The 24,821-nt window shown below is 67.6% G+C and carries 27 protein-coding genes; 10 read left to right on the forward strand and 17 right to left on the reverse strand.

Annotated features, from left to right (window positions below):
* Positions 1-10 precede the first annotated feature (10 nt).
* The 8 genes from H536_RS24325 to H536_RS0108845 all read left to right on the forward strand — a co-directional run bounded on the left by H536_RS24325 (position 11) and on the right by H536_RS0108845 (position 8,327).
* Positions 11-154, forward strand: a complete 144-nt coding sequence (locus H536_RS24325; protein WP_155898440.1) for a hypothetical protein — start codon at positions 11-13, stop codon at positions 152-154.
* A 210-nt stretch (positions 155-364) separates the two neighbouring features.
* Positions 365-1,492 carry a transporter substrate-binding protein gene (locus tag H536_RS0108815; RefSeq protein WP_024350122.1) on the forward strand — a complete coding sequence of 376 codons (1,128 nt, stop codon included), beginning with the start codon at positions 365-367 and terminating at the stop codon, positions 1,490-1,492.
* Entirely contained in the window at positions 1,489-2,091 is a 603-nt protein-coding gene (locus tag H536_RS0108820; protein WP_024350123.1) for an ANTAR domain-containing response regulator, read from the forward strand. The genes H536_RS0108815 and H536_RS0108820 overlap by 4 nt, the downstream gene beginning before the upstream one ends.
* Positions 2,069-2,974: an ABC transporter permease gene (locus H536_RS0108825; protein ID WP_024350124.1), complete on the forward strand. Its 906-nt coding sequence runs from the start codon at positions 2,069-2,071 to the stop codon at positions 2,972-2,974. The genes H536_RS0108820 and H536_RS0108825 overlap by 23 nt, the downstream gene beginning before the upstream one ends.
* Positions 2,971-3,891 carry an ABC transporter permease gene (locus tag H536_RS0108830; protein ID WP_024350125.1) on the forward strand — a complete coding sequence of 307 codons (921 nt, stop codon included), beginning with the start codon at positions 2,971-2,973 and terminating at the stop codon, positions 3,889-3,891. The genes H536_RS0108825 and H536_RS0108830 overlap by 4 nt, the downstream gene beginning before the upstream one ends.
* A 23-nt stretch (positions 3,892-3,914) precedes the next feature.
* A complete protein-coding gene (locus H536_RS0108835) occupies positions 3,915-5,588 on the forward strand; it encodes an ABC transporter substrate-binding protein (RefSeq protein WP_024350126.1) in 1,674 nt (557 codons plus the stop codon).
* Positions 5,578-6,522 (forward strand): acetamidase/formamidase family protein, encoded by a 945-nt coding sequence (locus H536_RS0108840; RefSeq protein WP_024350127.1) that lies wholly within the window; start codon positions 5,578-5,580, stop codon positions 6,520-6,522. Before H536_RS0108835 ends, H536_RS0108840 begins: the two co-directional genes overlap by 11 nt.
* On the forward strand, positions 6,519-8,327 hold the full coding sequence (locus H536_RS0108845; protein ID WP_024350128.1) for an ABC transporter ATP-binding protein: 1,809 nt from the start codon (positions 6,519-6,521) through the stop codon (positions 8,325-8,327). The genes H536_RS0108840 and H536_RS0108845 overlap by 4 nt, the downstream gene beginning before the upstream one ends.
* Positions 8,328-8,413: 86 nt before the next feature.
* Here H536_RS0108845 and H536_RS0108850 read toward each other — a convergent pair whose 3' ends face one another.
* Positions 8,414-9,124: a GntR family transcriptional regulator gene (locus H536_RS0108850; protein ID WP_024350129.1), complete on the reverse strand. Its 711-nt coding sequence runs from the start codon at positions 9,122-9,124 to the stop codon at positions 8,414-8,416.
* A 128-nt stretch (positions 9,125-9,252) separates the two neighbouring features.
* On the opposite strand from H536_RS0108850, the gene H536_RS23215 reads away from it, so the two are divergent.
* Positions 9,253-10,089: a hypothetical protein gene (locus H536_RS23215; RefSeq protein ID WP_024350130.1), complete on the forward strand. Its 837-nt coding sequence runs from the start codon at positions 9,253-9,255 to the stop codon at positions 10,087-10,089.
* Here H536_RS23215 and H536_RS0108860 read toward each other — a convergent pair.
* The 10 genes from H536_RS0108860 to H536_RS0108905 all read right to left on the reverse strand — a co-directional run bounded on the left by H536_RS0108860 (position 10,035) and on the right by H536_RS0108905 (position 19,142).
* The gene (locus tag H536_RS0108860) at positions 10,035-11,444 is read right to left on the reverse strand and encodes an amidase (RefSeq protein WP_024350131.1); all 1,410 of its coding nucleotides are present in this window, start codon (positions 11,442-11,444) and stop codon (positions 10,035-10,037) included. The two genes, H536_RS23215 and H536_RS0108860, sit on opposite strands and share 55 nt — an antisense overlap.
* Before the next feature lie 5 nt (positions 11,445-11,449).
* Positions 11,450-12,757: a TRAP transporter large permease gene (locus H536_RS0108865; RefSeq protein WP_024350132.1), complete on the reverse strand. Its 1,308-nt coding sequence runs from the start codon at positions 12,755-12,757 to the stop codon at positions 11,450-11,452.
* A 42-nt stretch (positions 12,758-12,799) separates the two neighbouring features.
* Entirely contained in the window at positions 12,800-13,354 is a 555-nt protein-coding gene (locus H536_RS0108870; RefSeq protein ID WP_024350133.1) for a TRAP transporter small permease subunit, read from the reverse strand.
* A 91-nt stretch (positions 13,355-13,445) separates the two neighbouring features.
* The gene (locus H536_RS0108875) at positions 13,446-14,483 is read right to left on the reverse strand and encodes a TRAP transporter substrate-binding protein (RefSeq protein ID WP_024350134.1); all 1,038 of its coding nucleotides are present in this window, start codon (positions 14,481-14,483) and stop codon (positions 13,446-13,448) included.
* Entirely contained in the window at positions 14,480-15,358 is an 879-nt protein-coding gene (locus tag H536_RS0108880) for a maleate cis-trans isomerase family protein (RefSeq protein WP_024350135.1), read from the reverse strand. Before H536_RS0108880 ends, H536_RS0108875 begins: the two co-directional genes overlap by 4 nt.
* Before the next feature lie 388 nt (positions 15,359-15,746).
* Positions 15,747-16,445: a DUF2848 domain-containing protein gene (locus H536_RS0108885; protein ID WP_024350136.1), complete on the reverse strand. Its 699-nt coding sequence runs from the start codon at positions 16,443-16,445 to the stop codon at positions 15,747-15,749.
* A 205-nt stretch (positions 16,446-16,650) separates the two neighbouring features.
* Positions 16,651-16,839, reverse strand: a complete 189-nt coding sequence (locus H536_RS0108890) for a hypothetical protein (protein ID WP_155898441.1) — start codon at positions 16,837-16,839, stop codon at positions 16,651-16,653.
* Positions 16,840-16,923: 84 nt separating this feature from the next.
* Entirely contained in the window at positions 16,924-17,721 is a 798-nt protein-coding gene (locus tag H536_RS0108895; RefSeq protein WP_029702935.1) for an aspartate dehydrogenase, read from the reverse strand.
* 2 nt (positions 17,722-17,723) lie between these two features.
* Entirely contained in the window at positions 17,724-18,674 is a 951-nt protein-coding gene (locus H536_RS0108900) for a 3-hydroxyacyl-CoA dehydrogenase (RefSeq protein WP_029702936.1), read from the reverse strand.
* 81 nt (positions 18,675-18,755) lie between these two features.
* Complete coding sequence (locus H536_RS0108905) at positions 18,756-19,142, reverse strand: cupin domain-containing protein (protein WP_024350140.1); 387 nt, start codon at positions 19,140-19,142, stop codon at positions 18,756-18,758.
* Between the two features lie 236 nt (positions 19,143-19,378).
* On the opposite strand from H536_RS0108905, the gene H536_RS0108910 reads away from it, so the two are divergent.
* Positions 19,379-20,098: a GntR family transcriptional regulator gene (locus H536_RS0108910; protein WP_024350141.1), complete on the forward strand. Its 720-nt coding sequence runs from the start codon at positions 19,379-19,381 to the stop codon at positions 20,096-20,098.
* A 15-nt stretch (positions 20,099-20,113) separates the two neighbouring features.
* Here H536_RS0108910 and H536_RS0108915 read toward each other — a convergent pair whose 3' ends face one another.
* The 6 genes from H536_RS0108915 to H536_RS0108940 all read right to left on the reverse strand — a co-directional run bounded on the left by H536_RS0108915 (position 20,114) and on the right by H536_RS0108940 (position 24,775).
* Positions 20,114-20,755, reverse strand: coding sequence for a TetR/AcrR family transcriptional regulator (locus tag H536_RS0108915; RefSeq protein ID WP_024350142.1), 642 nt, complete (start codon positions 20,753-20,755; stop codon positions 20,114-20,116).
* Between the two features lie 206 nt (positions 20,756-20,961).
* A complete protein-coding gene (locus tag H536_RS0108920; protein WP_024350143.1) occupies positions 20,962-21,723 on the reverse strand; it encodes an SDR family oxidoreductase in 762 nt (253 codons plus the stop codon).
* A 52-nt stretch (positions 21,724-21,775) separates the two neighbouring features.
* On the reverse strand, positions 21,776-22,576 hold the full coding sequence (locus H536_RS0108925) for an alpha/beta fold hydrolase (RefSeq protein ID WP_024350144.1): 801 nt from the start codon (positions 22,574-22,576) through the stop codon (positions 21,776-21,778).
* Positions 22,573-22,887, reverse strand: coding sequence for an NIPSNAP family protein (locus H536_RS0108930; protein WP_024350145.1), 315 nt, complete (start codon positions 22,885-22,887; stop codon positions 22,573-22,575). Before H536_RS0108930 ends, H536_RS0108925 begins: the two co-directional genes overlap by 4 nt.
* A 29-nt stretch (positions 22,888-22,916) precedes the next feature.
* Entirely contained in the window at positions 22,917-24,230 is a 1,314-nt protein-coding gene (locus H536_RS0108935; protein ID WP_202814802.1) for a TRAP transporter large permease, read from the reverse strand.
* Positions 24,227-24,775, reverse strand: coding sequence for a TRAP transporter small permease subunit (locus H536_RS0108940; protein ID WP_024350147.1), 549 nt, complete (start codon positions 24,773-24,775; stop codon positions 24,227-24,229). Before H536_RS0108940 ends, H536_RS0108935 begins: the two co-directional genes overlap by 4 nt.
* Positions 24,776-24,821: the final 46 nt, after the last annotated feature.

The following is a 24,821-nucleotide window of genomic DNA, read 5'->3' on the forward strand; positions in this document are numbered from 1 at the left end:
GGAGATCGGCATGGCAGGGAAAACCGGCATCATCGTCGCCATCGGCGTCGTGCTCTTCATCATCGTCGGAGTCATCGGCTTCTACGGATCCGAAGCCTCGAACGCGCCCGAGGGCGACATCGTCAATTACGAAGAACCCGAGGTCGAAGGCTGAACCGCCTGGACCGCACGGTCCATTTGCAGTGTTGCGGCTGGTCCGCGCTCAAAAAATAGGCGTGCCCGGTGCGAGGCAGAAGCGCTTGACTCGGCCTCGCTCCCTGCTACGCTGACCTGACATACCGGCCTTGTTCGCCGGACGGCATTCGAGCCCCGCCCGCCCGTCGATTCCTGTCGACGGGCGGCGGGGCTTTTTTGTGGGATCGACGTGACGCAACGCATAGACATCGGCATTCTCTACTCGCGCTCCGGCAACTACCGGTTGCTGTCGGACGCCTGCCGCGCCGGCGCCATGAGCGCCATCGCGGCGGTCAATCGCGACGCGGCGCTGGGCGTCGAGTTCGTACCGATCGAGCGCGACCCGGAGGGGCAAGTCGACCGCTATGCGCCGCTCTGCGAGGAGATCCTGCGCGACAGCGGCGCCCGTCATGTCATCGGCTGCATCACCTCCTGGAGCCGCAAGGAGGTCATCCCGGTGCTGGAGAAGACCGGCGGGACCCTCTGGTATGCCTGCCCCTACGAGGGCTTCGAGACGAACGACCATGTCGTCTACATGAATGCCTGCCCGAACCAGCATCTGGTCCCGCTGCTCGGCCATGTCGTGCCGCGCTTCGGCGCCGACGCCTTCCTGGTCGGCTCGAACTACATCTGGGGCTGGGAGACCAATCGCGTCGCCCGCGATCTGGTCGGCGACGCCGGCGGACGCATCCTGGGCGAACGCTATCTGCCGCTCGGTGATACCGACGTGTCACGGCTGATCGACGAGATCCGGGCGACACGGCCGAATTTCATCCTCAACCATCTGATCGGCCCGTCCTCCTATGCCTTCTTCGCGGCCTATGACGAGTTGGCCCGTCAGGATCCGCATTTCGCCGCCGCATCTTGCCCGATCCTTTCCTGCAATCTGACGGAGATCGAACTGCCGGCGATCGGCGCCGCGGCAGAGGGCCATATCGCCGTCGGACCGTATTTCCACGACAGGGCAAAGCCCTGGCCGAGCCAGGCGACGGAGCCGGCCTTCACGTCGCGGCCCTCGTCCTTCTTCGCCGCCGCATACAGCGCCGTTCTCGTTCTCGCCGACCGTCTTGCTGCGGATGCCGGCGCGGCGCGCCGCATTCCCGACTTCGCCGGCCGGCGGTTCGCCACGCCCTTCGGCGAAATCGCGATCGATCCGCAGACCCAGCATGCCAGCCTGCCGATCCGCATCGGTCGTGTGCGGGACGGCGGGTTCGACGTGGTGGAGGAGAGCGCGCAGCGGGTCGATCCTGACCCCTATCTCTCGCGCTACGATCCGGCGCGGATCTTCCCGCGTCCCTCGCTGCGAGCCGTCTCGTGACCCGCCGCAGCCGCATCCCCAATCTCGGCGGGGCCAGGGCCTTCGTGCTGCACCCGCCGCACGCGACCACTGCCGCGCTGGTTCGCCAGCTGGCGGCGATCGGGCTCGACCCCGTCGAATCCTGGCCAGACCTGCCGGCCGACGCGCTGGCGGCCGACTTCATCTTCTTCGACGCCGATCTCGGCTATGACGCGCAGTTTCCGTGGACGCCGGGCGAGGCCCCGATGCCGATGATCGCGTTGATCGGCTCCGAGGCGCCCGGACGCATCGAATGGGCGTTGTCGCACGGCGCGCACTCCCACCTCGTCAAGCCGGTGGCCAATTCCGGCATCTATTCGGCGCTGCTGATCGCCCGGCAGGGCTTCGAGGCGCGCCGGAGCCTCGCCGACGAGGTTCGCGGGCTCAAGGGGCGGGTTGCCGAACGGCAGACGATCGTGCGCGCCGCCGTGGCACTCAGCGCCGGCGGTGTCGGCGAGGAGCGGGCCTATGCCCAGCTGCGGGCGCTCGCCATGAGCTGGCAAACCACGATGGAAGAGGCGGCACGCCGCGTCCTGGCACTCGAAGAGGGAGGTCGCGATGAGCGCAGAACTCGTCTCTGAGCCGACGGCGCCCGTGGTGGTCGCCAAGCCGGCCGGCGTTCTGGCGCAGCTGCTGCGCCGCCCGCTGGCGCTGATCGGTATCGTGCTGATCGTCGTCACTGTCGTAGGCGCGATCGCCGCGCCCTGGCTGACGTCCTACGATCCGAACGACCAGCTCTTCGACGGGCTGACGCTGCAGGGCGCGCCGATGGCGCCGGGTGGCGCCTTCGTCCTCGGCACCGATCTCCTCGGCCGCGATCTCCTGACGCGCATGCTCTACGGCGCCCGTACATCCCTGATCATCGGCATCGTCGCCAATGGCGTGGCGCTGATCATCGGCACTCTGGTCGGCGTCACCGCCGGCTTCTTCCGGGGCTGGATCGGGGCGATCCTGATGCGTTTCACCGACCTGATGATGGCGTTTCCGGCGCTGCTCCTGGCGATCTGCCTCGCCGCCGTGCTGTCGCCGAGCCTGTGGATCGTCGCGATGGTGATCGCGCTGGTCAACTGGGTGCAGACCGCGCGCATCGTCTTCGCCGAGACCAGCTCCCTCGCCGAGCGCGAGTTCATCGACGCCGAGCGCTCAATCGGCGCCTCGACGCCGCGAATCCTGTTCCGCCACATCCTGCCGCATCTGCTGCCGACGATCATCGTCTGGGGCACGCTCGGGATCTCGACCACGGTGCTGCTGGAGGCGACCTTGTCCTATCTCGGCGTCGGCGTGCAGCCGCCGACCCCGTCCTGGGGCAACATCATCTTCGAGAACCAGACCTATTTCCAGGCGGCGCCCTGGCTGGTGTTCTTCCCCGGCGCGGCCATCCTGGCGCTTGCGCTGGCCTTCAACCTCGTTGGCGATGCGATGCGCGACATCCTCGATCCCACCCAGCGGGGGCGGCTGTCATGATCGCCTATCTCGCCCGTCGGCTGATCCAGTCGGCCCTGATCCTGCTCGGCGTGTCGCTGATCACCTTCGCGCTGCTCTATCTGCTGCCGGCCGACCCGGTGCGCCAGATCGCCGGCCGCAGCGCGACGGCCCAGACCGTCGAGAACATCCGCCGCGAACTCGGCCTCGACCAGCCCTTCCTCGTCCAGTACGGCCGCTATCTGCTCGGCCTCGTACAGCTGGATTTCGGGCGCTCCTATCTGCAGCGCTCGGAGGTTTCGGAGCTGATCGCGGCACGGCTGCCGGCGACGCTGCTGCTGATGCTCGGCGCCATCGTCTGCGAACTGGTGCTGGGTCTGACCATGGGGCTGGTGGCGGCGCTGAAGCGTGGCTCGGCGACCGACCAGACGCTGATGGTCGGCTCCTTCGTCGGCGTCTCGGCGCCGCAGTTCGTTGTCGGCCTCCTGCTTCTCTACGTCTTCGCGGTGCGCCTCGACTGGTTTCCGATCGGCGGCTACGGCACCTTCTCGCATCTCGTCCTGCCCTCGGTCACGCTCGGTATCCTGGGGGCCGGCTGGTACTCGCGGATGATGCGGTCCTCGATGATCGATGTCCTGCGCCAGGATTACATCCGCACGGCGCGGGCCAAGGGCCTCGCCCGCTACACCGTGCTGTTCCGGCATGCCCTGCCCAATGCGATCCTGCCCGTGATCGCGATGATCGGCATCGACATCGGCCTGTTCATGAGCGGCATCGTCGTCGTGGAGAGCGTCTTCGGCTGGCCCGGGATCGGCCAGCTCGCCTGGCAGGCGATCCAGCGCGTCGACATCCCGATCATCATGGGCGTCACGCTGGTCTCGGCCTGCGCCATCGTGCTCGGCAATCTGCTCGCCGATCTCGTCTCTCCGTTCATCGATCCCCGGATCAAGCTCCAGTGACCCCTGAAGGAAAGGAAGACCGCATGAAAGCCTGGCTCACCACGACCGTCGCCGCATCGGCGCTCGGATTCATGCTGGCGGCAGCGCCGGCCATGGCGCAGGACGCCGCGACGGCGCCCGCCGCCGATGCCACCACGCCGGACCCTGACGCCAAGCAGGGCGGCAACATCGTCATCACCTACAAGGACGACGTCGCTACGCTCGATCCGGCGATCGGCTATGACTGGCAGAACTGGTCGATGATCAAGAGCCTGTTCGACGGGCTCATGGATTACGTGCCGGGCACCACCGAGCTGCGGCCGGGCCTTGCCGAGAGCTACGAGATTTCCGAGGACGGGCAGACCTTCACCTTCAAGCTCCGCTCGGGTGTCAAGTTCCACAATGGCCGCGAGATGACCGCCGAGGACGTCAAGTTCTCGCTCGACCGCGTGACCGCTCCCGCGACGCAGAGCCCCGGCGCCGGCTTCTTCGGCATGATCGACGGCTACGAGGCCGTGGCGGCCGGCGAGGCGGACAGCCTGTCCGGCGTCACGGTGGTCGATCCGACGACGGTCGAGATCAAGCTGTCGCGGCCCGACGCGACCTTCCTGCACGTGATGGCGCTGAACTTCGCCTCGGTCGTGCCCGAGGAAGCGGTGGCCGAGCACGGCGCCGATTTCGGCAAGAACCCCGTGGGCACCGGCGCCTTCAAGCTCGGCGAATGGGCGCTCGGGCAGCGCGTCGTGTTCACCCGGAACGAGGATTACTGGCGCGACGGCCTGCCGTATCTCGACCAGATCACCTTCGAGATCGGCCAGGAGCCGATCGTCGCGCTGCTGCGTCTGCAGAGCGGCGAGGTCGACATTCCCGGCGACGGCATCCCGCCGGCGAAGTTCCAGGAAGTCATGGCCGATCCCGAGCAGAAGGCCCGCGTCGTCGAGGGCGGCCAGCTTCAGACCGGCTACATCACGATGAACGTCGAGATCCCGCCCTTCGACCAGAAGGGCGTTCGCGAGGCGGTCAACATGGCGATCAACAAGGACCGCGTCGTCCAGATGATCAACAACCGGGCGCTGCCGGCCAACCAGCCCCTGCCGCCGTCGATGCCCGGCTATGACGAGAGCTACGAGGGCTACGCCTACGACGTGGACGCCGCGAAGGCCAAGCTCGCCGAGGCCGGCTTCCCGGACGGGTTCGACACCGAGCTCTTCGTGATGAACACCGACCCGAATCCGCGCATCGCCCAGGCGATCCAGCAGGACCTGTCGCAGATCGGCATTCGTGCCGAGATCCAGTCGCTGGCCCAGGCGAATGTCATCGCCGCCGGCGGCGAGAAGGACGCCGCGCCGATGATCTGGTCGGGCGGCATGGCCTGGATCGCCGACTTCCCGGATCCGTCCAACTTCTACGGCCCGATCCTGGGCTGCGCCGGCGCCGTGCCGGGCGGCTGGAACTGGTCGTGGTACTGCAACGAGGACCTCGACAAACGGGCGACCGAGGCCGACTCGATCGTCGATCCGGCGCGCCAGGAAGAGCGGTCGCAGATGTGGTCGAAGATCTACACCGACATCATGGCCGACGCGCCGTGGGTGCCGGTCTTCAACGAACAGCGCTTCACCATGAAGTCGCCGCGCATGGGCGGGGCCGACAATCTCTATGTCGACCCGGTCCATATCCCGATCAACTACGACTACGTGTATGTGAACGATGTGCAGTAACTGCGATTACACGATCCACAGTCGCCACCATCATTTCGGCTGGGACAACACGTTCCAGCCGGCCCAGACGGTTGCCCCGGGCTCGACGATCGAATTCGAATGCCTCGATTCCTCCGGCGGTCAGTTGACCGCCGGATCCACCGTCGCCGATGTCGAGACGCTGGATTTCGGCAAGATCAACCCGGTGACGGGGCCGATCTTCGTCGAGGGTGCCGAGCCGGGCGATGCCCTGAAGATCACCATCGAGTCGTTCAAACCCTCGGGCTTCGGCTGGACCGCCAACATTCCGGGCTTCGGTCTGCTGGCGGACGACTTCAAGGATCCGGCGCTCACCATCTGGAAATACGATCCGGCGACCCTCGAGCCGGCTCTGTTCGGCAAGGAGGGGAAGGTGCCGCTGAAGCCCTTCGCCGGAACGATCGGCTGCGCGCCGGCCGAGCCGGGGCTCCACTCGGTCGTCCCGCCCCGGCGCATGGGCGGCAATCTCGACATCCGGGATCTGTCCGCCGGCACGGTGCTCTACCTGCCGGTCGAGGTGGCCGGGGCGCTGTTCTCGGTGGGCGACACCCATGCGGCGCAGGGTGACGGCGAAGTCTGCGGCACGGCGATTGAAAGCCCGATGAACACGGTGCTGACGCTCGATCTGGTCAAGGGTGCGCGGCTGCAGATGCCGCGCTTCACCACCGCGGGACCGGTGACGCGGCATCTCGATGCCAAGGGCTACGAGGTGACGACCGGGATCGGGCCGGACCTCATGGCCGGGGCGAAGATGGCCGTCGCGCAGATGGTCGATCTTCTCTCGGCCCGCTACCAGATGGATCCGGTCGACGCCTACATGCTGGTCTCGACCTGCGGGGATCTGCGGATTTCGGAGATCGTCGACATGCCGAACTGGGTCGTCTCCTTCTACTTTCCGCGCTGCGTCTTCGAATGAGGCAGCCTGTCGAGAACACCCGCGGCGGCGCGACGCCGCCGCGGGATGGTGCCATCCTGCGGGTCGAGGAACTGACCGTCGAGGTCGGTGGCGAGACCGGGCCGAGGCCCGTGGTCTCGGACTTTTCCTTCGAACTCGCCCGCGGCGAGACGCTCTGCATTGCCGGCGAATCCGGGTCCGGCAAGTCGATGACGTCGCTGGCGATCATGGGGCTGCTGCCAAAGCCCGGCGCGCGGATCGCTTCCGGCCGGATCCGGCTGGGCGACACCGACCTGGCGCAGCGCGGCGAAGGCGAGATGCGCCGGGTGCGCGGCAAGCGCGTGGCGATGATCTTCCAGGAGCCGATGACCTCGCTCAACCCGGTGCTGACCATCGGCCGGCAGTTGATCGAGGCGATCGAGGCCCATGAGAGCGTCGGTCGCGGCGAGGCGCGTCGCCGTGCCATCGCGGCGCTCAATGCCGTTCGCATTCCCGAGGCCGCCAGCCGCCTCGCCCAGCATCCGCACGAACTATCCGGCGGCATGCGCCAGCGCGTGATGATCGCGATGGCGCTGGCCCTGCGCCCCGACGTGCTGATCGCCGACGAGCCGACGACGGCGCTCGACGTCACCGTGCAGGGGGAGGTGCTGGAACTGCTGCGTGATCTGCAGCGCGACCTCGGCACGGCGATCATCCTGATCACGCACGACATGGGCGTCGTTGCCGAGATGGCCGACCGCGTCGTCATCATGCGCCACGGCCGCATGGTCGAGACGGGAGCCGCGGCAACGATCTTCGCCGATCCGCAGGCGGCCTATACGCGCGAATTGCTGGCCGCCGTGCCGCGCATGGGCCGGGGTCGCGACCGGGCGGCCGCCAGCGTCGCGCCGCCCGTTGCCGAACCGTCCGCGGCTCCGGCCCCGCTGGTCGATGTCCGAGATCTCTCCGTGCGCTTCGACATCCATGGCGGGCTTTTCGGCCGGGTCGACCGGCGCGTTCATGCGGTGGAGGGGATCAGTTTCTCTGTCGGGGATCGCGAGACCTTGTCCCTCGTCGGGGAATCGGGCTGCGGCAAGTCGACGACCGCCAAGGCGCTGGCGGGGCTGGTGCCGTATTCGGGCGACATCGTCGTTGGCGGCCGCAACATGGCCGGCCTGACGCGCAGGGAGACCAAGGCCCTGCGCCGCGATGTCCAGATGATCTTCCAGGACCCGTTCGCCTCGCTCGATCCCCGCATGACGGTCGGCGACCTCGTCGCCGAGCCGATGCTCATCCACAATATCGCCGAGGGCCCCGAGCGGCATGACCGTACCGCTGGCCTGTTCGAGCGGGTGGGCCTGTCTGCGTCGGACATGCGCCGCTATCCGCACGAATTTTCCGGTGGCCAGCGCCAGCGCGTCTGTATCGCCCGCGCCCTGGCGCTGCGGCCGAAACTGATCGTCGCCGACGAAAGCGTCTCGGCGCTCGACGTGTCGGTGCAGGCGCGGGTGCTGGAATTGCTGCGGGAACTGCAGGACGAGTTCGGCATCGCCTATCTGTTCATCTCGCACGACATGGCCGTGGTGGAGAACATCTCCGATCGCGTGGCGGTGATGTATCTCGGCCAGATCGTCGAGATCGGCACGCGGGGCCAGGTGTTCGGCAACCCGCAGCACCCCTATACGCAGCGATTGATCGAGGCGGTCCCTGTGCCGGATCCCGCGATGCGCCGCCGTGCCTTTCCGCGGCTGGACCACGATATCCCGAGCCCGGTGCGCCGCGTCGGCGACGAGCCGTCGCGGCTGATGCTGCAGGATTGCGGCGATGGGCATCTCGTCGCGGCCTGAGCCGCGGCGACATCGACCGGATCGCTGAAGCGGGCGCCCTATGCAGGGCGCGCGGTGGCGACCCGTCGTGCGGGCAGGGCGCCGCGCTACTGGCGCAGGACGTCGCCGAGGGTCTTGCCGGTGTTGAGGAGGTGGACGCGCCAGATCGCGGCGGCCCCGGCGCTGTCGCGGATGCGGAGCGCTGCCATCAGGGCCTCATGTTCCTCGAAGGCCTGCAGCCAGCGGTCGGCGTCGAGAATGGCCATGTAGCGGCCGCGCTGGGCCCGCAGCATCAGCCGTTCGTGGACGAATTGCAGTTCCTCGTTGCCGCTCGCCGTCACCAGCATCTGGTGGATCGTCGAGTTCAGGTCGAAATAGACGTCCTTGTCGTCGGCATGGAAGGCCGCGGTCATGGCGGCATGCACGGCCTCGATCTCGGCGATTTCCGCCTCGCTCATCCGCCGCGTCGCGAGCTCGGCGGCGAGGCTTTCGACGGCCGCGATGACCTCGAACAGCTTGATCGCCTCCTCGGCCGTGTAGGAGGCGACCCTTGCCCCGCGGTTCACCTCGATCACCACCAGCCGTTCCTCGGCCAGCACCTTCAAGGCTTCCCGTAAAGGCGTCGGCGACACGCCGAGGCTGTCCGACAGGCTCGCCACCGGGACCTTCTCGCCTGGCATCAGCTCGCCATGGATGATCATCTGGCGAAGGGTTTCGGCCACTTCCTGGTGCAGCGAATGGCGGCGGATTCGCGCCTTGCGGGGCTTGTCGCCGAGGGCGCGGGCAGGACTGGCGGCGGCGCTGGGGTTCGGGCTCAACGGGGGACTTTCTCGACCGGCATGATCGGTTCTATGTAGGCGCATCGCTCTTTCGGAGAACTGCGCATGCTGTCAGCCCGCCCATCATTCCGCCCGGTGCCGCCTGTCCGGCCGGGAGCCGCACGCTGATGGCCGATGACGCGACGCCCGTCGAGGCGCTGGCAACGGCCCTGATCGCGGCCCGGCGTTCGCGCGCGCCGATGCCGCGCGATGAGGCCGACCGTCTGGCCGGCATGATCGGTCCCGAGGGCGCCTATGCCGTCCAGCGGCTGGTCTGCGAGGCCTTCGGCCCGGTCGCCGCCTGGAAGACAGGGCGCAAGCGCGTCGCCGATCCGGTGATCGCGGCGCCGGTGCTCAAGGGTGGTCTGCGCGCCTCCGGTGCCAGCTTCTCGACGGGTGAACTCGGCGCCTGCGGCGTCGAACTGGAAATCGGCTTTCGTCTCGATCGCCCCCTGCCGCCCTTCGACGCGGCCGATTTCGAGACCCTGGCCCGGGACTGCGTGACGCCGCTGGCGGTGATCGAGATCGTCGATGGCCGCATCGACGGGTTCATGGACGCCGCGCCGCTGGCCAAGCTGGCGGACAACCAGAGCAATGGCGGCCTGGTCTTCGGCACTGAGTCCGACGACGCGGCGCTCGACCTCACCGAGCCGGAGGTGCGCCTGATCTTCGACGGCCGCGACGTCGTGACAGGCCGCCAGAAGGTGCCGGGCGGCGACGCCTTCTCCGTGTTCCTGGCCTTTGCCCGGATGGTCGACGATCATTGCGGCGGCCTGCAGATGGGGCAGATCGTGACCACCGGAACCCTGTCCGGCCTGCCCTTCGTTGCGCCCGGCACGGTGATCGAAGGCTGGATTTCCGGCCTCGGTTCCGTGCGCACGGCCTTCGTCGAAGCCGCTGCTGGCAACGGTCAGGATGCGGCGATGTCCGGCCAGCGATCGTCCCATGGACAGCGTTCCTCATAGGCGGCGGCGAGCGCCAGAAGCGTCGGTTCCGCGCCGCGATCGCCGATCAGTTGGAGGCCGATCGGCAGGGTGCCGGGCGGGACCGGGCAGGGCAGGGCGATGGCCGGAAGCCCGGCGGCATTGACCCAGCCCGTATAGACAGCATGTCCACGCGGCCCGACCGTGTGGCCGTCGATCCTGTCCGGGAAGGGCGTGTCGGCCGCCCACGGCATGGCGGCGCAGGACGGCATCAGGATCAGGTCGAAGTCCGCAAAGCCTTCCGAGACCTGCCGCCGCAGGGCCGCCACCGTTTCGAGGATGGCCAGGAGGTCGCTTGCCGACCGTTCCGCGCCGCGCCGGGCCATGGCGACATATTTGGGGTTCACCTTGTCGGCAAAGTCGGGCTCGACGGCCAGAAGGCGTCCCAGGCCGATCTCGGCGATCGACGACCAGATCGCGGCGAGGCCGGCGGTGTCGAAGGGCAGCTTGGCGCGCGTGACCTGGTGGCCCAGCGCGGCGAATGCGTCCGCCGCGGCGTGCAGGGCGGTGACGATCTCCGGGTCGCAGGGATTGGCGTCGATCCGTTCGACCGAAAGGATGCGGAGCGGTCGATCGGCGGCTTGCGCGTCTGATGGACAGCGGGAGGCCGGGTCGGCGCGGTCGGGGCCGGCAAGCACGCCGTCGAGCAGCGCCGCGTCGCGCGCCGAGCGGGTGAAGGTGCCGACCACCTCAAAATCCAGCAGCACCTGCGGCAGCCCGTCGGCGCGGGGTACGTGGCCGATGCCGGGTTTGAGGCCGACGAGACCGGTATAGGCGGCCGGGCGTCGGGTCGATCCGCCGCCATCGGTGCCGATCGACACCGGCACGAGCCCGGCGGCGACGGCCGCCACCGATCCGCCGCTGGAGCCGCCCGGCGTCAGCGCCGGCGCCCACGGATTGCGGGTGACGCCGAAGAGGTCGTTGCAGGTGTAGCCTTCGACGGCGAATTCCGGCGTGTTCGTCTTGCCGATGACGATCGCGCCGGCCTCCCGGAGACGCCGGATCGGCAGTTCGTCCCGCGCCGCGATCGTGCCGGCATAGAGCCGGCTGCCGAAGGTGGCAGGCATGCCCTTCACCACGAGATTGTCCTTCACGGCGACCGGCACGCCGTCGAGGGGGCCGATGGGCGCACCGCTTCGCCAGCGCGCGGCCGAGGCGGCGGCCTCCTCCCGCGCCGTCGGCGACAGGCAGACGAAGGCGTTCAGCGACGGATCGATGCGGGCGATCCGGGCAAGGCACAGATCGACGATCGTTACCGGGTCGCTCGCGCCCTGCCGGTACTCTTCGACCAGCGCCGAGGCGTCGTGGCGCCAGGCCGTGGATGCGGAGATGGTCATTGCGCTCATCCCGCCATGTTGCGCGGCAGCCAGAGGACGATGTCCGGCGCGAAGATGAGAAGGATGGTGAAGGCGATCATGATCAGCGCGTAGGGGAACGCGCCATAGACCACGTCCGTGAAGGGACCGCCGTCCTTTCGCACGCCCTGTACGACATAGAGGTTCATGCCCACCGGCGGGGTGATCATGCCGAGCTCGCACATCAGGACGACGAAGATGCCGAACCAGATCGGGTCGACGCCGACGGCGGTGACCACCGGCAGGGCGATCGGGATGGTGAGGACCTGCATCGACAGGACGTCCATGAACATGCCGAGGAAGAGGTAGAAGACGATCAGGATGAGCAGGAGCCCGGTCGCCGACAGCCCGAAGGAGGCGACCCACTGGGTCATCGCCTGGGCCGCGCCGCCGAGGGCCAGCGTGACGTTGAGCATGAAGGCCGCGGTGATGATCAGGAGGATCATGCCGGTGGTCTTGGCCGACTGGCGGAAGCAGATGTCGATCACCTGCCAGTTCAGCTGGCCCTCGCGCCAGATGAAGCCGATGGCCACGACGACGGCCAGCGCCGCCGATTCCGTCGGCGTGGCGATGCCGGCATAGATCGAGCCCATGACGACCAGGAAGATGATCAGCGGCGGGATCAGATGGCGGGCGAGCGCGAGGCGTTCGCGCAGGGGCAGCAGCGGCTCCCGCTCGACGGTGGAGCCGTGTTCCTCGATCAGGCTCTGGACGGCGATGAAGATCATGAAGCTGAGGGTCAGCAGGACGCCGGGCACGATGCCGGCGATGAACAGCTGGCCGATCGAGGTTTCGGCGAGCGATCCGTAGACCAGCAGGTTGACGCTGGGCGGGATGAGGATGCCCAGCGTGCCGCCGGCGGCCAGCGAGCCCAGCGACCGGCTGGGCTTGTAGCCGCGCTTGTCGAGATTGGGCAGGGACACCGTGCCGATGGTCGCGGCGGTGGCGACGGACGAGCCGGAGGTGGCGGCGAACAGGGCGCAGGAGCCGATATTGGTGTGCAGCAGCCCGCCGGGCAGCCGGACGAACCAGACGGCGAGGGCGGTGTACATCCGGTCGGCGAGGCCGCCGCGCAGGAGCAGTTCGCCGAGCAGGATGAACAGCGGGATGGCGGTCAGGACGTTCTCGTTCTGCACGCCCCAGGCGACCGGCCCCATGGACTGGACCAGCGGCCATCCGAACAGCAGCGTGCCGCCGACGACGCCTGTGACGACCATGATGACGGCCACGGGCACGCTGGCCAGGAGCAGGGCCAGCATGGCGACGAACCCGATGAGGACGGCGGAGACGGTCATGGGCGGGAATCCGGAACGGTCAGGGAAGGACGGGGCAGGCGGTCAGCGCGCATGGACATTGTCCAGCTCCTCCTTGATCTCGTCCTCCACCCCCTTCGGATCGAAGGCCTCCGACAGAGCGTCGAGACGGCCCCGCAGGAGGAGGTAGGTGGCGTAGAGGGCGAGGCCGACGGCGACGAAGGCAAAGAGCACGTAACCGGCGAACCAGCCGGCCTGCGGATAGATCATCGGCGTCGCCCAGGGCGTCGGCGCGACGCTGCCATAGGCGATGGTGTCGGCGATGACGAAGCGGCCGACATAGACGAGGAAGAGGCCGAACAGGGCGAGCGAGACGATCGACAGCCAGTCGAGGATGGAACGGATGGTCGCCGGCAGGCGGCGATGAAGGAAATCGATGCGCACATGCGCCCGGTCGACCAGGGCCACGGTGAAGGCCAGCGACGATCCGATGGCGAGGACGTAGCCGCCCAGTTCGTCGGCGCCTTCGAAGGAGAAGTTGAACAGTTTTCGGGCGACGGTCTCGGCCGCCACGAAGAAGGACAGCGCGACAAGCGACAGGCCGAAGACCCAGCTGGCGAATCTGGCGAAGTGATGCATGGAGCCGTCCCCGTTCGTGAGCGCAGCGCGTGGAGATCGCCGCAGGGTGCCGGGCGGCCGAAGGGCCGCCCGGTCTGTTGGCGAGGGGAGACTAGAAGCCGAGCGCCTTGCCCACGGTCTTCTGCCAGTCTTCCGAGCAGGTCGGGTTGACCTTGTCGCAGATCTCCTTCCAGCCCGGGAACGAGATGTCGCGCAGCGCGCTCTGCATCGTCGCCTTGTCTTCCTCGGAGACAGGGATCAGCTTGAGATCGTAGGACTTCACCGTCTCGCAGGGCTCTTCACCGACATTGCAGTTCACGGCGTCCTCGAAGATCTCTTCCGAATAGGCCCAGATCTCCGAGACGAGACCGTCGAAGGCCGCCTGCAGCTTCTCCTGGTCTTCCGGGGAGAACTTGTTCCAGGTGTCGAGGTTGATGCCGTAGCCCTGCACCGCGATCTGAAAGGCGATCGGCAGCATGTTGCTGGTTTCCTCGGGCCAGCCGGCGGTGTTGGCCGAGCTCGGGCCGGTGATCGCGCAGTCGATCACGCCGCGGGCGAGCGACTGCTGCACTTCCGAGAAGCCGAGCGGCACCGGCGTTCCGCCGACCGAGGACACGAAATTGGCCAGGCTCTGGTCGTAGACGCGGACCTTGTTGCCGCTGAGATCGGACAGCTTGGCGATGTCGGGCTGGCAGAACAGCACCTGCGGCCCGAACGGCCAGACGCCGAGGAGCTTGGTGTTGAACTTCTCCTGCAACTGCTTGTCGACGACCGGGCTGAAGGCGTCGACGGCCTTCTTGGCGGTGGCATAGTCCGGGTTCTGGCCGACAAGATCGAGGCCGAGAATGGTCGGCTCGTCGCGCGAGACCTGGGACATGCGCAGGGAGATGATGTCGAACAGGCCGCTCTTGAGAAGCCGCAGCTGCTCGGTGTCCTTGACGCCGGTGACGTCGACCGGCGTGTAGGTGGCGCTGACGTCGAGGCCGGTCTTCTCCGCCATGTTCTCGAAGAACGGGGCTTCGTAGTTCTTCTGGATGAGGCCGGTCGACGAGGGCTGGCCCATCACCTTGAGGCTGATGGTCTGCGACAGGGCGGGCGCCGCAAGGGCTGCCGTGCAGGCGGCGGCAAGAAGCAGGGCTTTGATCTTCATGTTGCACTCTCCGTTGATGCCGGCTTTCCGGCAGGGGATGTGTCAGGGCCCGAAGCGGACGGGACGCCTGTCGCGAAAGCCTGCGTTGGCCGCAGGTCTGTCATCTGGGAAAACTCCGGGAACAGCCGGCCCCAGCCGGTGATCCGCGCGGTGTCGAGACCGACGAGACGGGCCGTGGCAAAGGCGGTGATGGCGACCGAGTCGATGACCGGAATGCCGCATTCGCGCTCGAGCGCGGCCACGATCGGCGCTCCGCGAAAATTCGTGCAGACGATGGCGATCATCTGCGGCCTGGCCGCCGCGACATCGCGCACGCAGTCGGCGATGGCCTCGGGCGTGTATTCGCAGAACGAGAAATTGCCGCGGTCTTCCAGGTGCCGTTCGGCCACCACCGCGATGCCCTGGCGGGCGTAATTGGCGACGATCCGCTCCTGAACCTCGCCGAGATACGGCGTCACCAGCGCAATGCGCGTGACGCCCGCCGCCTGGAACAGCCGGTCATAGGCCAGCATGGTCGTCGTGGCGGCGATGCCCGTCGCCGCTTCGATCTCGCGGCACAGCTCGACGTCGCGCTCCAGTCCGAGCCAGGCCGAGGAGGTGCCGTTCCAGGCGATGACGTCGACGCGGGCGTCGGCCAGGAGGCGCGCCGCGTCGAGGACCGGGGCGAGGTCGAACTGGGCCTGCGAGCCCTGCGACATGGAAATCTCGGTGACCCTGAAGCGGCCGAAATGCACGCTGGCCTCGGCGCCGAAGGGGCGCAGGATCTCGGCCGTATAGGGTTCGAGAACGGTGTTGGAGGACGGCGTCAGCATCCCGATGCGAAGCGGGGCGCCTGCTTTCCGATTGTCCGGCCCTTCGGCCCCTGCCTGCGTCAACTGGGTTCACCCTCGCCGCAACGTCTTTCGATGAGCAGCATTCAATTGTTAATTGAATTCAGTGTAAACCCCTGTCAGCGCTGAAATATACGCCAATCACTGGCGTAAATTCTTGCAGGTTGCCCAATTCGGCGGCGGCGATGGAGGCGGTTGGAGCGCCGTCCGGAGACTTGGCCTTGGCGGCGAGGCCTGACGCAGCGGGACGCTGGGACGGCCGTGCGTGGCCCCCCGGGCGGGACAGAATCATCGCCGCCGCACGGGCGCGCCGGCAACGGGCGAGGCACCCGTGTGGCCCTTGGTCGGCAGGCTTGGCTGCGCGCTGTGGAGGCAGCGGAACGCGGCGGCGGACGGAGGGCTGGCGCCCCGTACGGAGCGGCCAGCCTCGCGCCTATTTCACCGCGGGCAAACTGGCGGTCTCGTATTCATGGACGAGCGTGCGATCGAGGACCGGGTCGTGCATCTCCATCCGGAAGAACCGGGCCGGACGCACCCCGCCCGACAGGACGCCCAGCGTGCCGCACATCATCGCCGTGCCCGGTTCCAGCCGCCCGTCGCCGGCCGCGAAGGGACACGCCGCGATCAGCTGGTCCAGCGGCCGGATCTTCGCCACGCCGCCATCCTGATACGCCGTCCACTCCGCCGCCGGATCGTCGCGCACGAAGGACCGCAGGAGGATGTCGTCGAGATGGTCGCGAACGTCGCGATAGTCCCAGAGCGCGGTCGCCACGGGCTTGGCGCAGACCTGCTTGGACAGGGCGACGGAATGGGTCTCCAGTTCGCGGTCGGTGTGGTCGGAGCCGAGACCCAGATACAGGCTTTCGCCGTCGTCGATCAGCAGCGGCTCGACCTCGCCCGACGAGGTGGCATCGACCACCTGGATCACCGTCTCGCTGGTGAGGAGCTGTGCGCTGATCCGGTAGAACAGCGGGACTTCGGACGGGGGCGGGACGCCGATCGCCGCGAGTTCGGCGATGTGGTGATCGACCGCCGCGCGGTCGCGGCCGGTCCAGCCGGCGATGACCGCCTGGCGGATGGTGATCGACAGCGGGCCGTGGCCGACGCGTTCGAAGCTGAGGGTTGAGGACAAGGAAACACCTGCAAAGCGGGTTGAGGAGGGAACGAGACGCAACGGTGAGGCCGTTGCAGGGTGAGTGCAACAGATCCCGCCGGTCGGGCAGGGCCGCGGGAACGGCCCGGCGCTCCGCTTTCCCTTGCAAAGCCCGTGCCAGACCGCCCCGAAATGGACGGGGCGCGTCCATCGCCCATGCGGCGCCGGGGATTTGCGTCCGCCGCTATCTCAGCAATGCGCGCAGGGACGGCTTTTCCGCCAGCCGCGCCAGAAGCGCCGGGGTTTCCCGCGACGGCGGCGGCACCGCCTCCAGCGCCAGCGATTCCTGGTGCGGCGCTGTCGCGGTAAAGCGCCGGCGCGCATTGGCATGATGGAATCGCCACAGCACTTCCGCTGCCAGTTCCTCGGGCATTGTGGCGGCTTCCAGGCCCGCGATCGATTCGGTCACCTCCTGATTGCACGCCTGCCGGCGACAGGGCTCAGGCTGCACTGGTCGTCAGGTGCCGACGGGCGCGTAGCGGCGCAGGGCTGTGGCGACGAGGCTGAGGGCGGTGATCGCGGAGGTCTTGGGATTGTCCGGCGAGGCGCGGTTCTCGAACCGCAGGAGGGCGTCGCCGGCCGCGCCGGTGATCGCGATCTCGTGGGTGTTGCGGGTGACCTGAGGGTCGGCGACGACCCGCACCCGCGTGCGCTCGAAGCCGGCGGCCAGCGCGATCGTCAGCCCGGCATTGAGGTTCCTGGGATAAAGCTTCGCCGCTTCCGGCGCGCTGCCCTCGAACAACGTCACCGGCTCGGTGCGGGCGGTGTCGGCAAGGCCCAGCGCCGCGAGTTCGCCGGCCCAGGCGGCGGGCGGCTTGCGGGAGGTGTAGGTTACGGCGATGTCGCCGGTCAGGGCGGCCGCGGCGATGTAGTCGAGCCCGCCGACGGCGCCGGCCGGGATGATCAGCCGCGCCCCGCTGCGCGCGCAGATGGCATGGATGCGTGCGGCCATCTCCGGCGACTGCAGGGCGCCGACCGACGCGGGGACGACGTCGATGCCGCTGTCGAGGCAATGTGGGACCATCTCGGCGAAGGCCTCCGCCGAGGCGGCTTCGATGATCGCGTCGGGCTTCCAGGCGATCAGGGCGTCGAGATCGGCCGCGAAGGCCACGCGCTCCGCAATGCCGTCTGCCGGGGGCCGGCGGGTGAGGACCATGACCCGGCAATCCGTCTCGGCGGCGAGCAGCCTTGCGCAGGAACGGCCGGCGGCGCCGTAGCCGATGAGGCCGATGCGCCGCATGTCCGGGGCCGCCATCCTCAACCCCTGTCGACCGTGCCGCGGGCATCCTTCAGCCCGCGCAGCGCGATGATCGACTGGTCGCGCCAAGCGACCTTCTCCTGCAGCCTGTCCAGTGGAATCTTGGTGCGGGCATAGGCTTCGAGCGCGTCGATGGATTTGTCCGTCACCACGTCGGCGAAGCCCAACTCGTTGGCCATCTCGTTGAACAGGAAGCCGAAATTCTCCAGATACTGGCGAATGCCACCCTTGGCGTTCAGGTCGACGCCCTCGAAGGGGCCGAGAAACGCCCAGCGCAGGCCGAAACCCTGGCTGATGATCTTGTCGATGTCCTCGGCCGAGATCAGGTCCTCGTTGAGGCAGCGGAACATCTCAACGACCAGCGCCGCCTGCATGCGGTTGAGAACGAAGCTCGGGATCTCGCGCTTGATATGCACCGGCGTCTGGCCGCAGGCCTCCATGAAGCGGAAGGTCGCGTCCGTCACGTCGGCCCGGGTGAAGGGCGCCGGGCAGATTTCGGTGACTGGCAGGAGATGCGGCGGGGTCGCCGGGTGGACGACGATGCAGCGGTCGCGGCAGGCGAGATCCGAGGCGAATTTCGACACCGGGAAGCTCGACGTGGTGGTGGCGAGGATTGCGTCCGGGCCGGTCAGGCGGTCGAGCTCGGCGAAGATCGCCACCTTGGCGTCGAGCTTCTCGACGATGCATTCGTGGACGAAATCGGCATCGGCCACCGCGTCGGCGAGATTGTCGTGGATCGTGATGCGGGCGGTCACCTGAGCAACGGTCTCGCCGGGCCGCAGCAGCGCGTCGGAAATGGCGATCGCCTCGGCCAGCCGGCCGGGCAGGGCGGCGCGGCCCTCGGCGCTGTGGTCGTAGATCGCGACCTGCAGGCCGCTGCGCGCATAGACGATCGCCCAGGATGCGCCGATGATGCCGGCACCGGCGATGGCGACTTTTTCAATGCTCATGTGACGTCCGATCATCGTCGCGATGCGGGGCACGCATCGCAGAGGGCAGGGAATGGCGGCGCCCAGCGGCGCCGCAGGCGTTCAGAATTCGGGAACCCAGCGGCGCGTCTGCTCGCTCTCGTCCTCGTAGCGCCCCTCGAAGATCGGCGAGGCGATGGTGGCGCGCACATGCAGGATGTCGTCGCCGACATTGCGGAAGCCGTGCCGGGCCCCGGCCGGAATCAGCACCGACTGGTTGGCCGTGACGACCACGGTCTCGCTGCCGACATGGATTTCCGCGGTGCCGCCCATGACCTCGAGGATCTCCTCGACCGCATGATGATGCGTCGGCGCGCCGAGGCCCTTTTCGCACCATTGCTCGAAGACGCAGATCTGGTGGGCGCCGGTCACGGCGGACACTCGCATCTGGGTCATGACACCGTCGCGCCATTTCTCGAGGACGCCGTCATTGTGGTCTTTGATCAGCATGACATTCCTGCCTTCGTCTGTCCGGGAAGACGTGTGCATTCGCGATCCGGATGGCCGGTTCCGCGCGCGTCGATGATGCGGACGAAGCGGGGTGTCCCGCGCCGATGGTCGGCAGAACTGCAATTGATCGCTCCGTGCCGGATCATATTGTACGCAAATAAAATACAGAGCAAGGGAGAACTTGCACGCAGGCGTCCGGTTGGGCAGATTGCGACAACGCCCGAAGGGAGCGCGTCATGCCGAAAACCAGAGCGGACCCCGTCGACGGGGCAGACACAGCAAAGCGCCGCGGATTCGGGTCGCTGACCGTGCGCGACCGCCTGCGCGACGAAATCCTGACGCTGGAACTGCCGCCAGGCCACCTTCTCGACGAAGTGGGCCTCGCCGAGCGTTTCGGCGTCTCGCGCTCGCCGGTTCGCGAGGCGCTGGTGCATCTGGAGGCGGAAGGGCTGGTCAGCACGCTGCCGAACAAGGGCACGGTCGTTGCGGGCATGAATCTCGAGGAGTTCCCGCAATATATCGATGCGCTGGACCTGGTGCAGCGCGCCGTCACGCGGCTGGCGGCCGAGCTGCGCACCGAGGCCTGCCTCGACAGGATTCGCCGCGCGCAGGAGCTGTACCGGGCGACGATCCCGGGGCGGGACGTTCTCGGCATGATCCAGACGAATGTCGATTTCCACCTTGCCGTGAGCGATGCCGCGCGCAATCCCTATCTCCACGATGCCTATCGCCGGCTTCTGATCGGCGGTCGCCGCATGGCGCGCCTCTATTACCGGTCCTATGACGACGACCTGCCGCCGGAGCTGCCAGCCGCCCACGACCGGATGATCGAGGCGATCGAACGTCGGGACACCGAACTGGCGGAACGGCTGGCCCGCGCGCACACCGAGGAGGTGCATTCGCGCTTCATCCACTTCATGGGCCAGCGACGCACCCGCGACATCGCCCTGCGCTGACGCTCCGCAACGCGCCTAGTGCTTGGTCGCGATCTGGGCGACGGGGCGCTGCTCGGCGCGTGCCCGTTCGCAGCCATAGGCATGTTCGACGATATGGGCGAAGGACCGGTAGAGCTGGTTCAGGCGTTCGAAGCCGCCATCGTCCTGGGTGATCGCGCCAGCACTGTCGGCGATCGCGACGAGTTGCAGCGCCACGTCGCGCTTGGGAATGTCGGCGACGAGTTCACCGCGGTCGACCGCCTGATCGATGGCCGCGATGATGAAGCGCTCCAGCGTGACCGCGAAGCTGTGCAGCGCTTCCTGGGCCTTCGGTCCGATGAGGTCGCGGTCGACCCGCATCCGGCAGATCAGGCTCCAGGAATTGGTCGAGGTGTAGGTCTCGTTGAACAGGACGTAGCGCTCGCGATTGGCCTCCATCATCCCGATGATCTTGTCGGTGAAGGATTTCTCGCCGGCCCAGTTCCGTTCCCACTTGGCGAGCAGGTTGGCGATATACTTGACCACCACGATCTCGCAGAGATTCTGCTTGTTCCCGTAATAGTAGTGGATCGCGGCCCGCGTCGTCCCGAGGCGGTCGGCGATGTCGCGGAAGCGGAAACCCTGATAGCCGTGCCGGATCAGCATCTCGACGCTCAGTTCCTCGATCTGCTCTTTCATCGAACGCTGACAATCACTGCGGACCCTCCTCCTCGCGGCCTGTCTTCGTGGTTGTGCCACGGCTGTCAAGACGTTCGTCGCCCGACGGGCGTCAAGGCCAATTGGCGGTGCGCGGCGCCGGCCTCCCGCCGGTGCGATCGCGCTGTTCCAGCACAAGCGCCAGCCGCCTTCCATGGTTCCGGCGACGCCCAGCCGGTGCGCGTGCGTCACCGGATCGTCCAGCCCCCATCGGCGACCAGGGTCGAGCCGGTGGAGAAGGAGGAATCGTCGCAGGCCAGGAACAGGATCGCCTTGGCGATTTCCTCCGGCTGTCCGAGCCGTCCCATCACCTGCCGGTCTTCGAGGCTCTTGCGCAGGGCCGCGGCGTCGGGCGCGGTCTCGAAGATGGTCTTGAAATACGGGCTCTCGATCGTGCCCGGCGCGACGCAATTGACCCGGATCCCGGCGTCGGCATGGTCCATCGCCATGGCGCGGGTGAGGGCGGAGACGGCGCCCTTGGAGGCGGTATAGGCCGCGCGGTCGTAGATGCCGACGATCGCGCCGCCCGAGGCTGTGTTGACGATCACGCCGCCGCCATGTCGCTCCATCACCGGGATGGCATGCTTGCAGCCGAGATAGACGCCGCGGACATTGACCGCGAACAGGGCGTCCCAGTCCTCGACGGCCGTGTTCACGACGGTGCCGGCGATGCCGTAGCCGGCATTGTTGACGAGAACGTCGAGCCGGCCATGGGCCGCCACGCAGCGCGCCACCATTGCCTCGATGTCGCTTTCGCTGGCGACATCGACCGTCATCGCCTCGGCGCGTGCGCCGGTTGCTGCCAGTTCCTCCGCGACCCGTGTTGCTGCTTCCCCGTTGCGGTCCGCCACCAGCACGGTGGCGCCGTTCTCGGCGAAGAGCCGTGCGGTCTGATGTCCGATCCCCGAACCACCTCCGGTGACGATGGCGATCTTGCCGGCGAGCTTCATGGAGCGTTTCTCCTGGATGCGGGCATATTGTTGGATGCGGGACTGGGCCGGGTCATCGAAGGCCGGCGGCCCAGTCCGCGACGGCGGTCACGAAGGCGTCGGTCTGCGAGGCCGGAAAGAAATGGCCGCCCTCGGGCAGAAGGGTCAGGGGGGCTGCGGGCAGTGCCTTGGCCAGATCTCGCTGCAGGAAGGCGGGCACGATCATGTCGTCCGCAGCGCCGATGATCATCGCGGGCATCGTCAGTTGCGACACCGCTGCGCTGCCGTCGAAGGCGAGCAACGCCTCGATCCGCTCGGCGACGATTTGCCGGGCCGTGTCGCTTGTGGGGGCCTTCGCCACCGCCCGCTCATAGGCCGACCAGTTGGCCTCCAGCCATTCCGGTGCATAGGAGATCAGCGTCGCCGTGGCGGTGTAGGCGACGGGGTCGTGGCGCAACAGGTCGAGGCGGGTCCGAAACAGGGCCGTCATGTAGCGGCTGGTCCGCAGCCATGTGGCGCTGAGCCCGAGGCCGGTTACCCGCTCCGGTGCCCGTGCCGCCAGGCTCTGGGCGATGCAGCCGCCGGTCGAGTGGCCGACGATGGTCGCCGCCTCGATCCCGGCGGCGTCGAGCACCGCCTGAACGTCATCGGCCAGTTGCGCAATGTCCGTTTCGGCCGTGCCCCGCGTCGAGGCGCCGATGCCGCGCTGGTCGAATGTGATGATCTCGAAGCGGTCGCGCAGTCTTGCTGCGACCGGCGCCCAGAATCCGGCCGTGCCGCCGAGCCCGCTGACAAGGACGAGCGGGGCGCCGGCACCCTCGCGGCTGGCCTTGAGGACGGCGCCATCGGCGGTGGAAACGGAAAAGTCGCTCATTGCAGCGGCGAGAAGTCCGTGGGGACGAGGATCCGCGTGTTCTGGCGCTCGATGAGGCCATCGACGCGGGCGAGATAATCCTGCCATTCCGGGTCGGCGAGCATGGCCTTGCGGCGCGCCGCGCGGTCGTCGAGGCTCTCGTAGCCCCACAGCGCCACGACGTGGTTCAGCTCGCCGATCTCGGTGGTGAAGTAGCTGACGAAGGTGCCGAGGTACTTCTTCTGCAGGGCAAGGCCGTGGTCGCGGTAGCAGGCGACGAAGGCGCCGAGCTTGCCCGGCCGGATATGGTAGTCGCGTTCTTCGTAGATCATGGGAAAGGGTCCGTTGTTGGCGTTCCGGCTCAGCCGTAGATGACTTTCGGCATCCAGGTGGCGAGGGACGGGAAGATGAACAGAAGGGCGAGGACGAAGAGCTGGCAGCAGATGAACGGGATCACCCCCCAGTACATCGACTTCAGGCTCATCTCCGGCGGGGCGATGGCGCGCAGATAGAAGATCGACGGCGCCATCGGCGGCGTCAGGTAGCTGGTCTGCAGCGTCACCAGGAAGACGATGGCGAACCACAAGGGGTCGACACCGTAGGCCGCGAGCACCGGCACCGCGATGGTCATCATGATCAGGACGATCGAGATCAGGTCCACCGCGAAGCCGAGGACGAAGGTGATCGCCAGGATCAGCGCGACGACCGACCAGGCTTCAAGGCCAAAGGCGTCGAGCATGCCGCGCACCGACATCATACCGCCCGAGGCGAAGAACACGCCCGAGAAGATCGAGCCGGCCAGGACGATGGCGAGAATCATCGCGGTCAGCGAGATCGTCTGAAGCGACGCTTCAAGCAGCAGCTTGAAGGTCATCCGGCGATAGAGGACCGCCAGCACCAGCACACCGAACGAACCGCAGGCCGCCGCCTCCGTCGGCGTCGCGAGACCCGAGAACAGGGTGCCGAGCACCGTGGCGATCAGGATCAGCGGCGGCACCAGCGCGGTCAGCGTGAAGATGATCTTCTCGTGGAACGAGCGCGGATCGGGCTCGGGGTCGCCGGGCGCGAAGGACGGTTTGATGATGCAGATGCCGATGATGTAGATCGCGAACATCGCCGCCATCAGCAGGCCCGGCAGGAGAATGCCGGCGAGAAGATCGCCGACCGGCAGGGCCGCGATCGGCGCCAGCACGATCACCGGGATCGAAGGCGGGATCACGGTGCCCAGCGAACCCCCGGCGCAGACCGTTCCCGCGATCAGCGAGTGATTGTAGTTGCGCTTCAGCATGCCGGGAATGGCGAGCATGCCGACCAGCGTCTCGGTGGCGCCGACGACGCCCGAGGCTGCGGCGAAGATCGTGCACATGAGCAGGGCGGCGATCGCCAGTCCGCCGGGCAGCCGCCGGGTCCACATGTAGATCGCGTCGAACAGCCGTTCGGCGATGCCGGCCCGCTCGAGGATCGCGCCCATGAAGATGAACAGCGGGATCGCGCCCAGAACGTAATTGGTCGCGACCTCGTCGACCCGCTGGGCGATCTGCAGGATCAGGATGTCGCCGAAGCGCACGAGGCCGAAGCCGAGCGCCACCAGCATCATCGAGAAGGCGATGGGGATGCCGAGCGCGATCAGGACGATCAGCGCCGGGAACATCAGGAGTACGGTGTCGCCCATCATGCCGCGCCCGCCTGTTCGTCGATGGTGGGCTCATGGGGCGGGGTGGCATCGGGCTTGCCGGAGAGCGCGCGCAAGGCCCGCAGCGCCTTGCCGGCCATCTGCAGCGTGAACAGCGCGAAGCCGATCGTGTAGATGACGCGGAACGGCCAGACCTTGGGGTTCCAGGCCGACAGGCCGGAGCCTTCGCCGGTCCGGTAGGTCCGCAGGATGCCGTCGTAGAGGGTCAGGGTCAGCCACAGCAGCAGCCCGGTCATCGCCAGGAAGGCGAGGCTGTCGATGAGGGCGACGACGCGGCGGGGCAGATGGGCGTGGATGAAGTCCACATTCACATGCGCGTCGTTGCGCAGGCAGTAGGACAGGCCGAGCAGGAAGATCGTGCCCATCAGCATGTAGCTGACCTCGAAGGCCCATTGGGTCGGCGCGTCGAAGAGGTAGCGGCTGAGAACCTCGTAGACCATCGCGAAGACCAGCGGCAGCAGCAGCATGGCTGCGATCCGTCCCGACCAGAGCGACAGTGTTTCGATGGCGTTCAGGACGGCTTGCATGCATGCCTCCGTCGGATCGTGGATGCGGCACGGCGCGGCTGGCCGA

Source organism: Aurantimonas coralicida DSM 14790, assembly GCF_000421645.1.
Lineage (GTDB): Bacteria > Pseudomonadota > Alphaproteobacteria > Rhizobiales > Rhizobiaceae > Aurantimonas > Aurantimonas coralicida.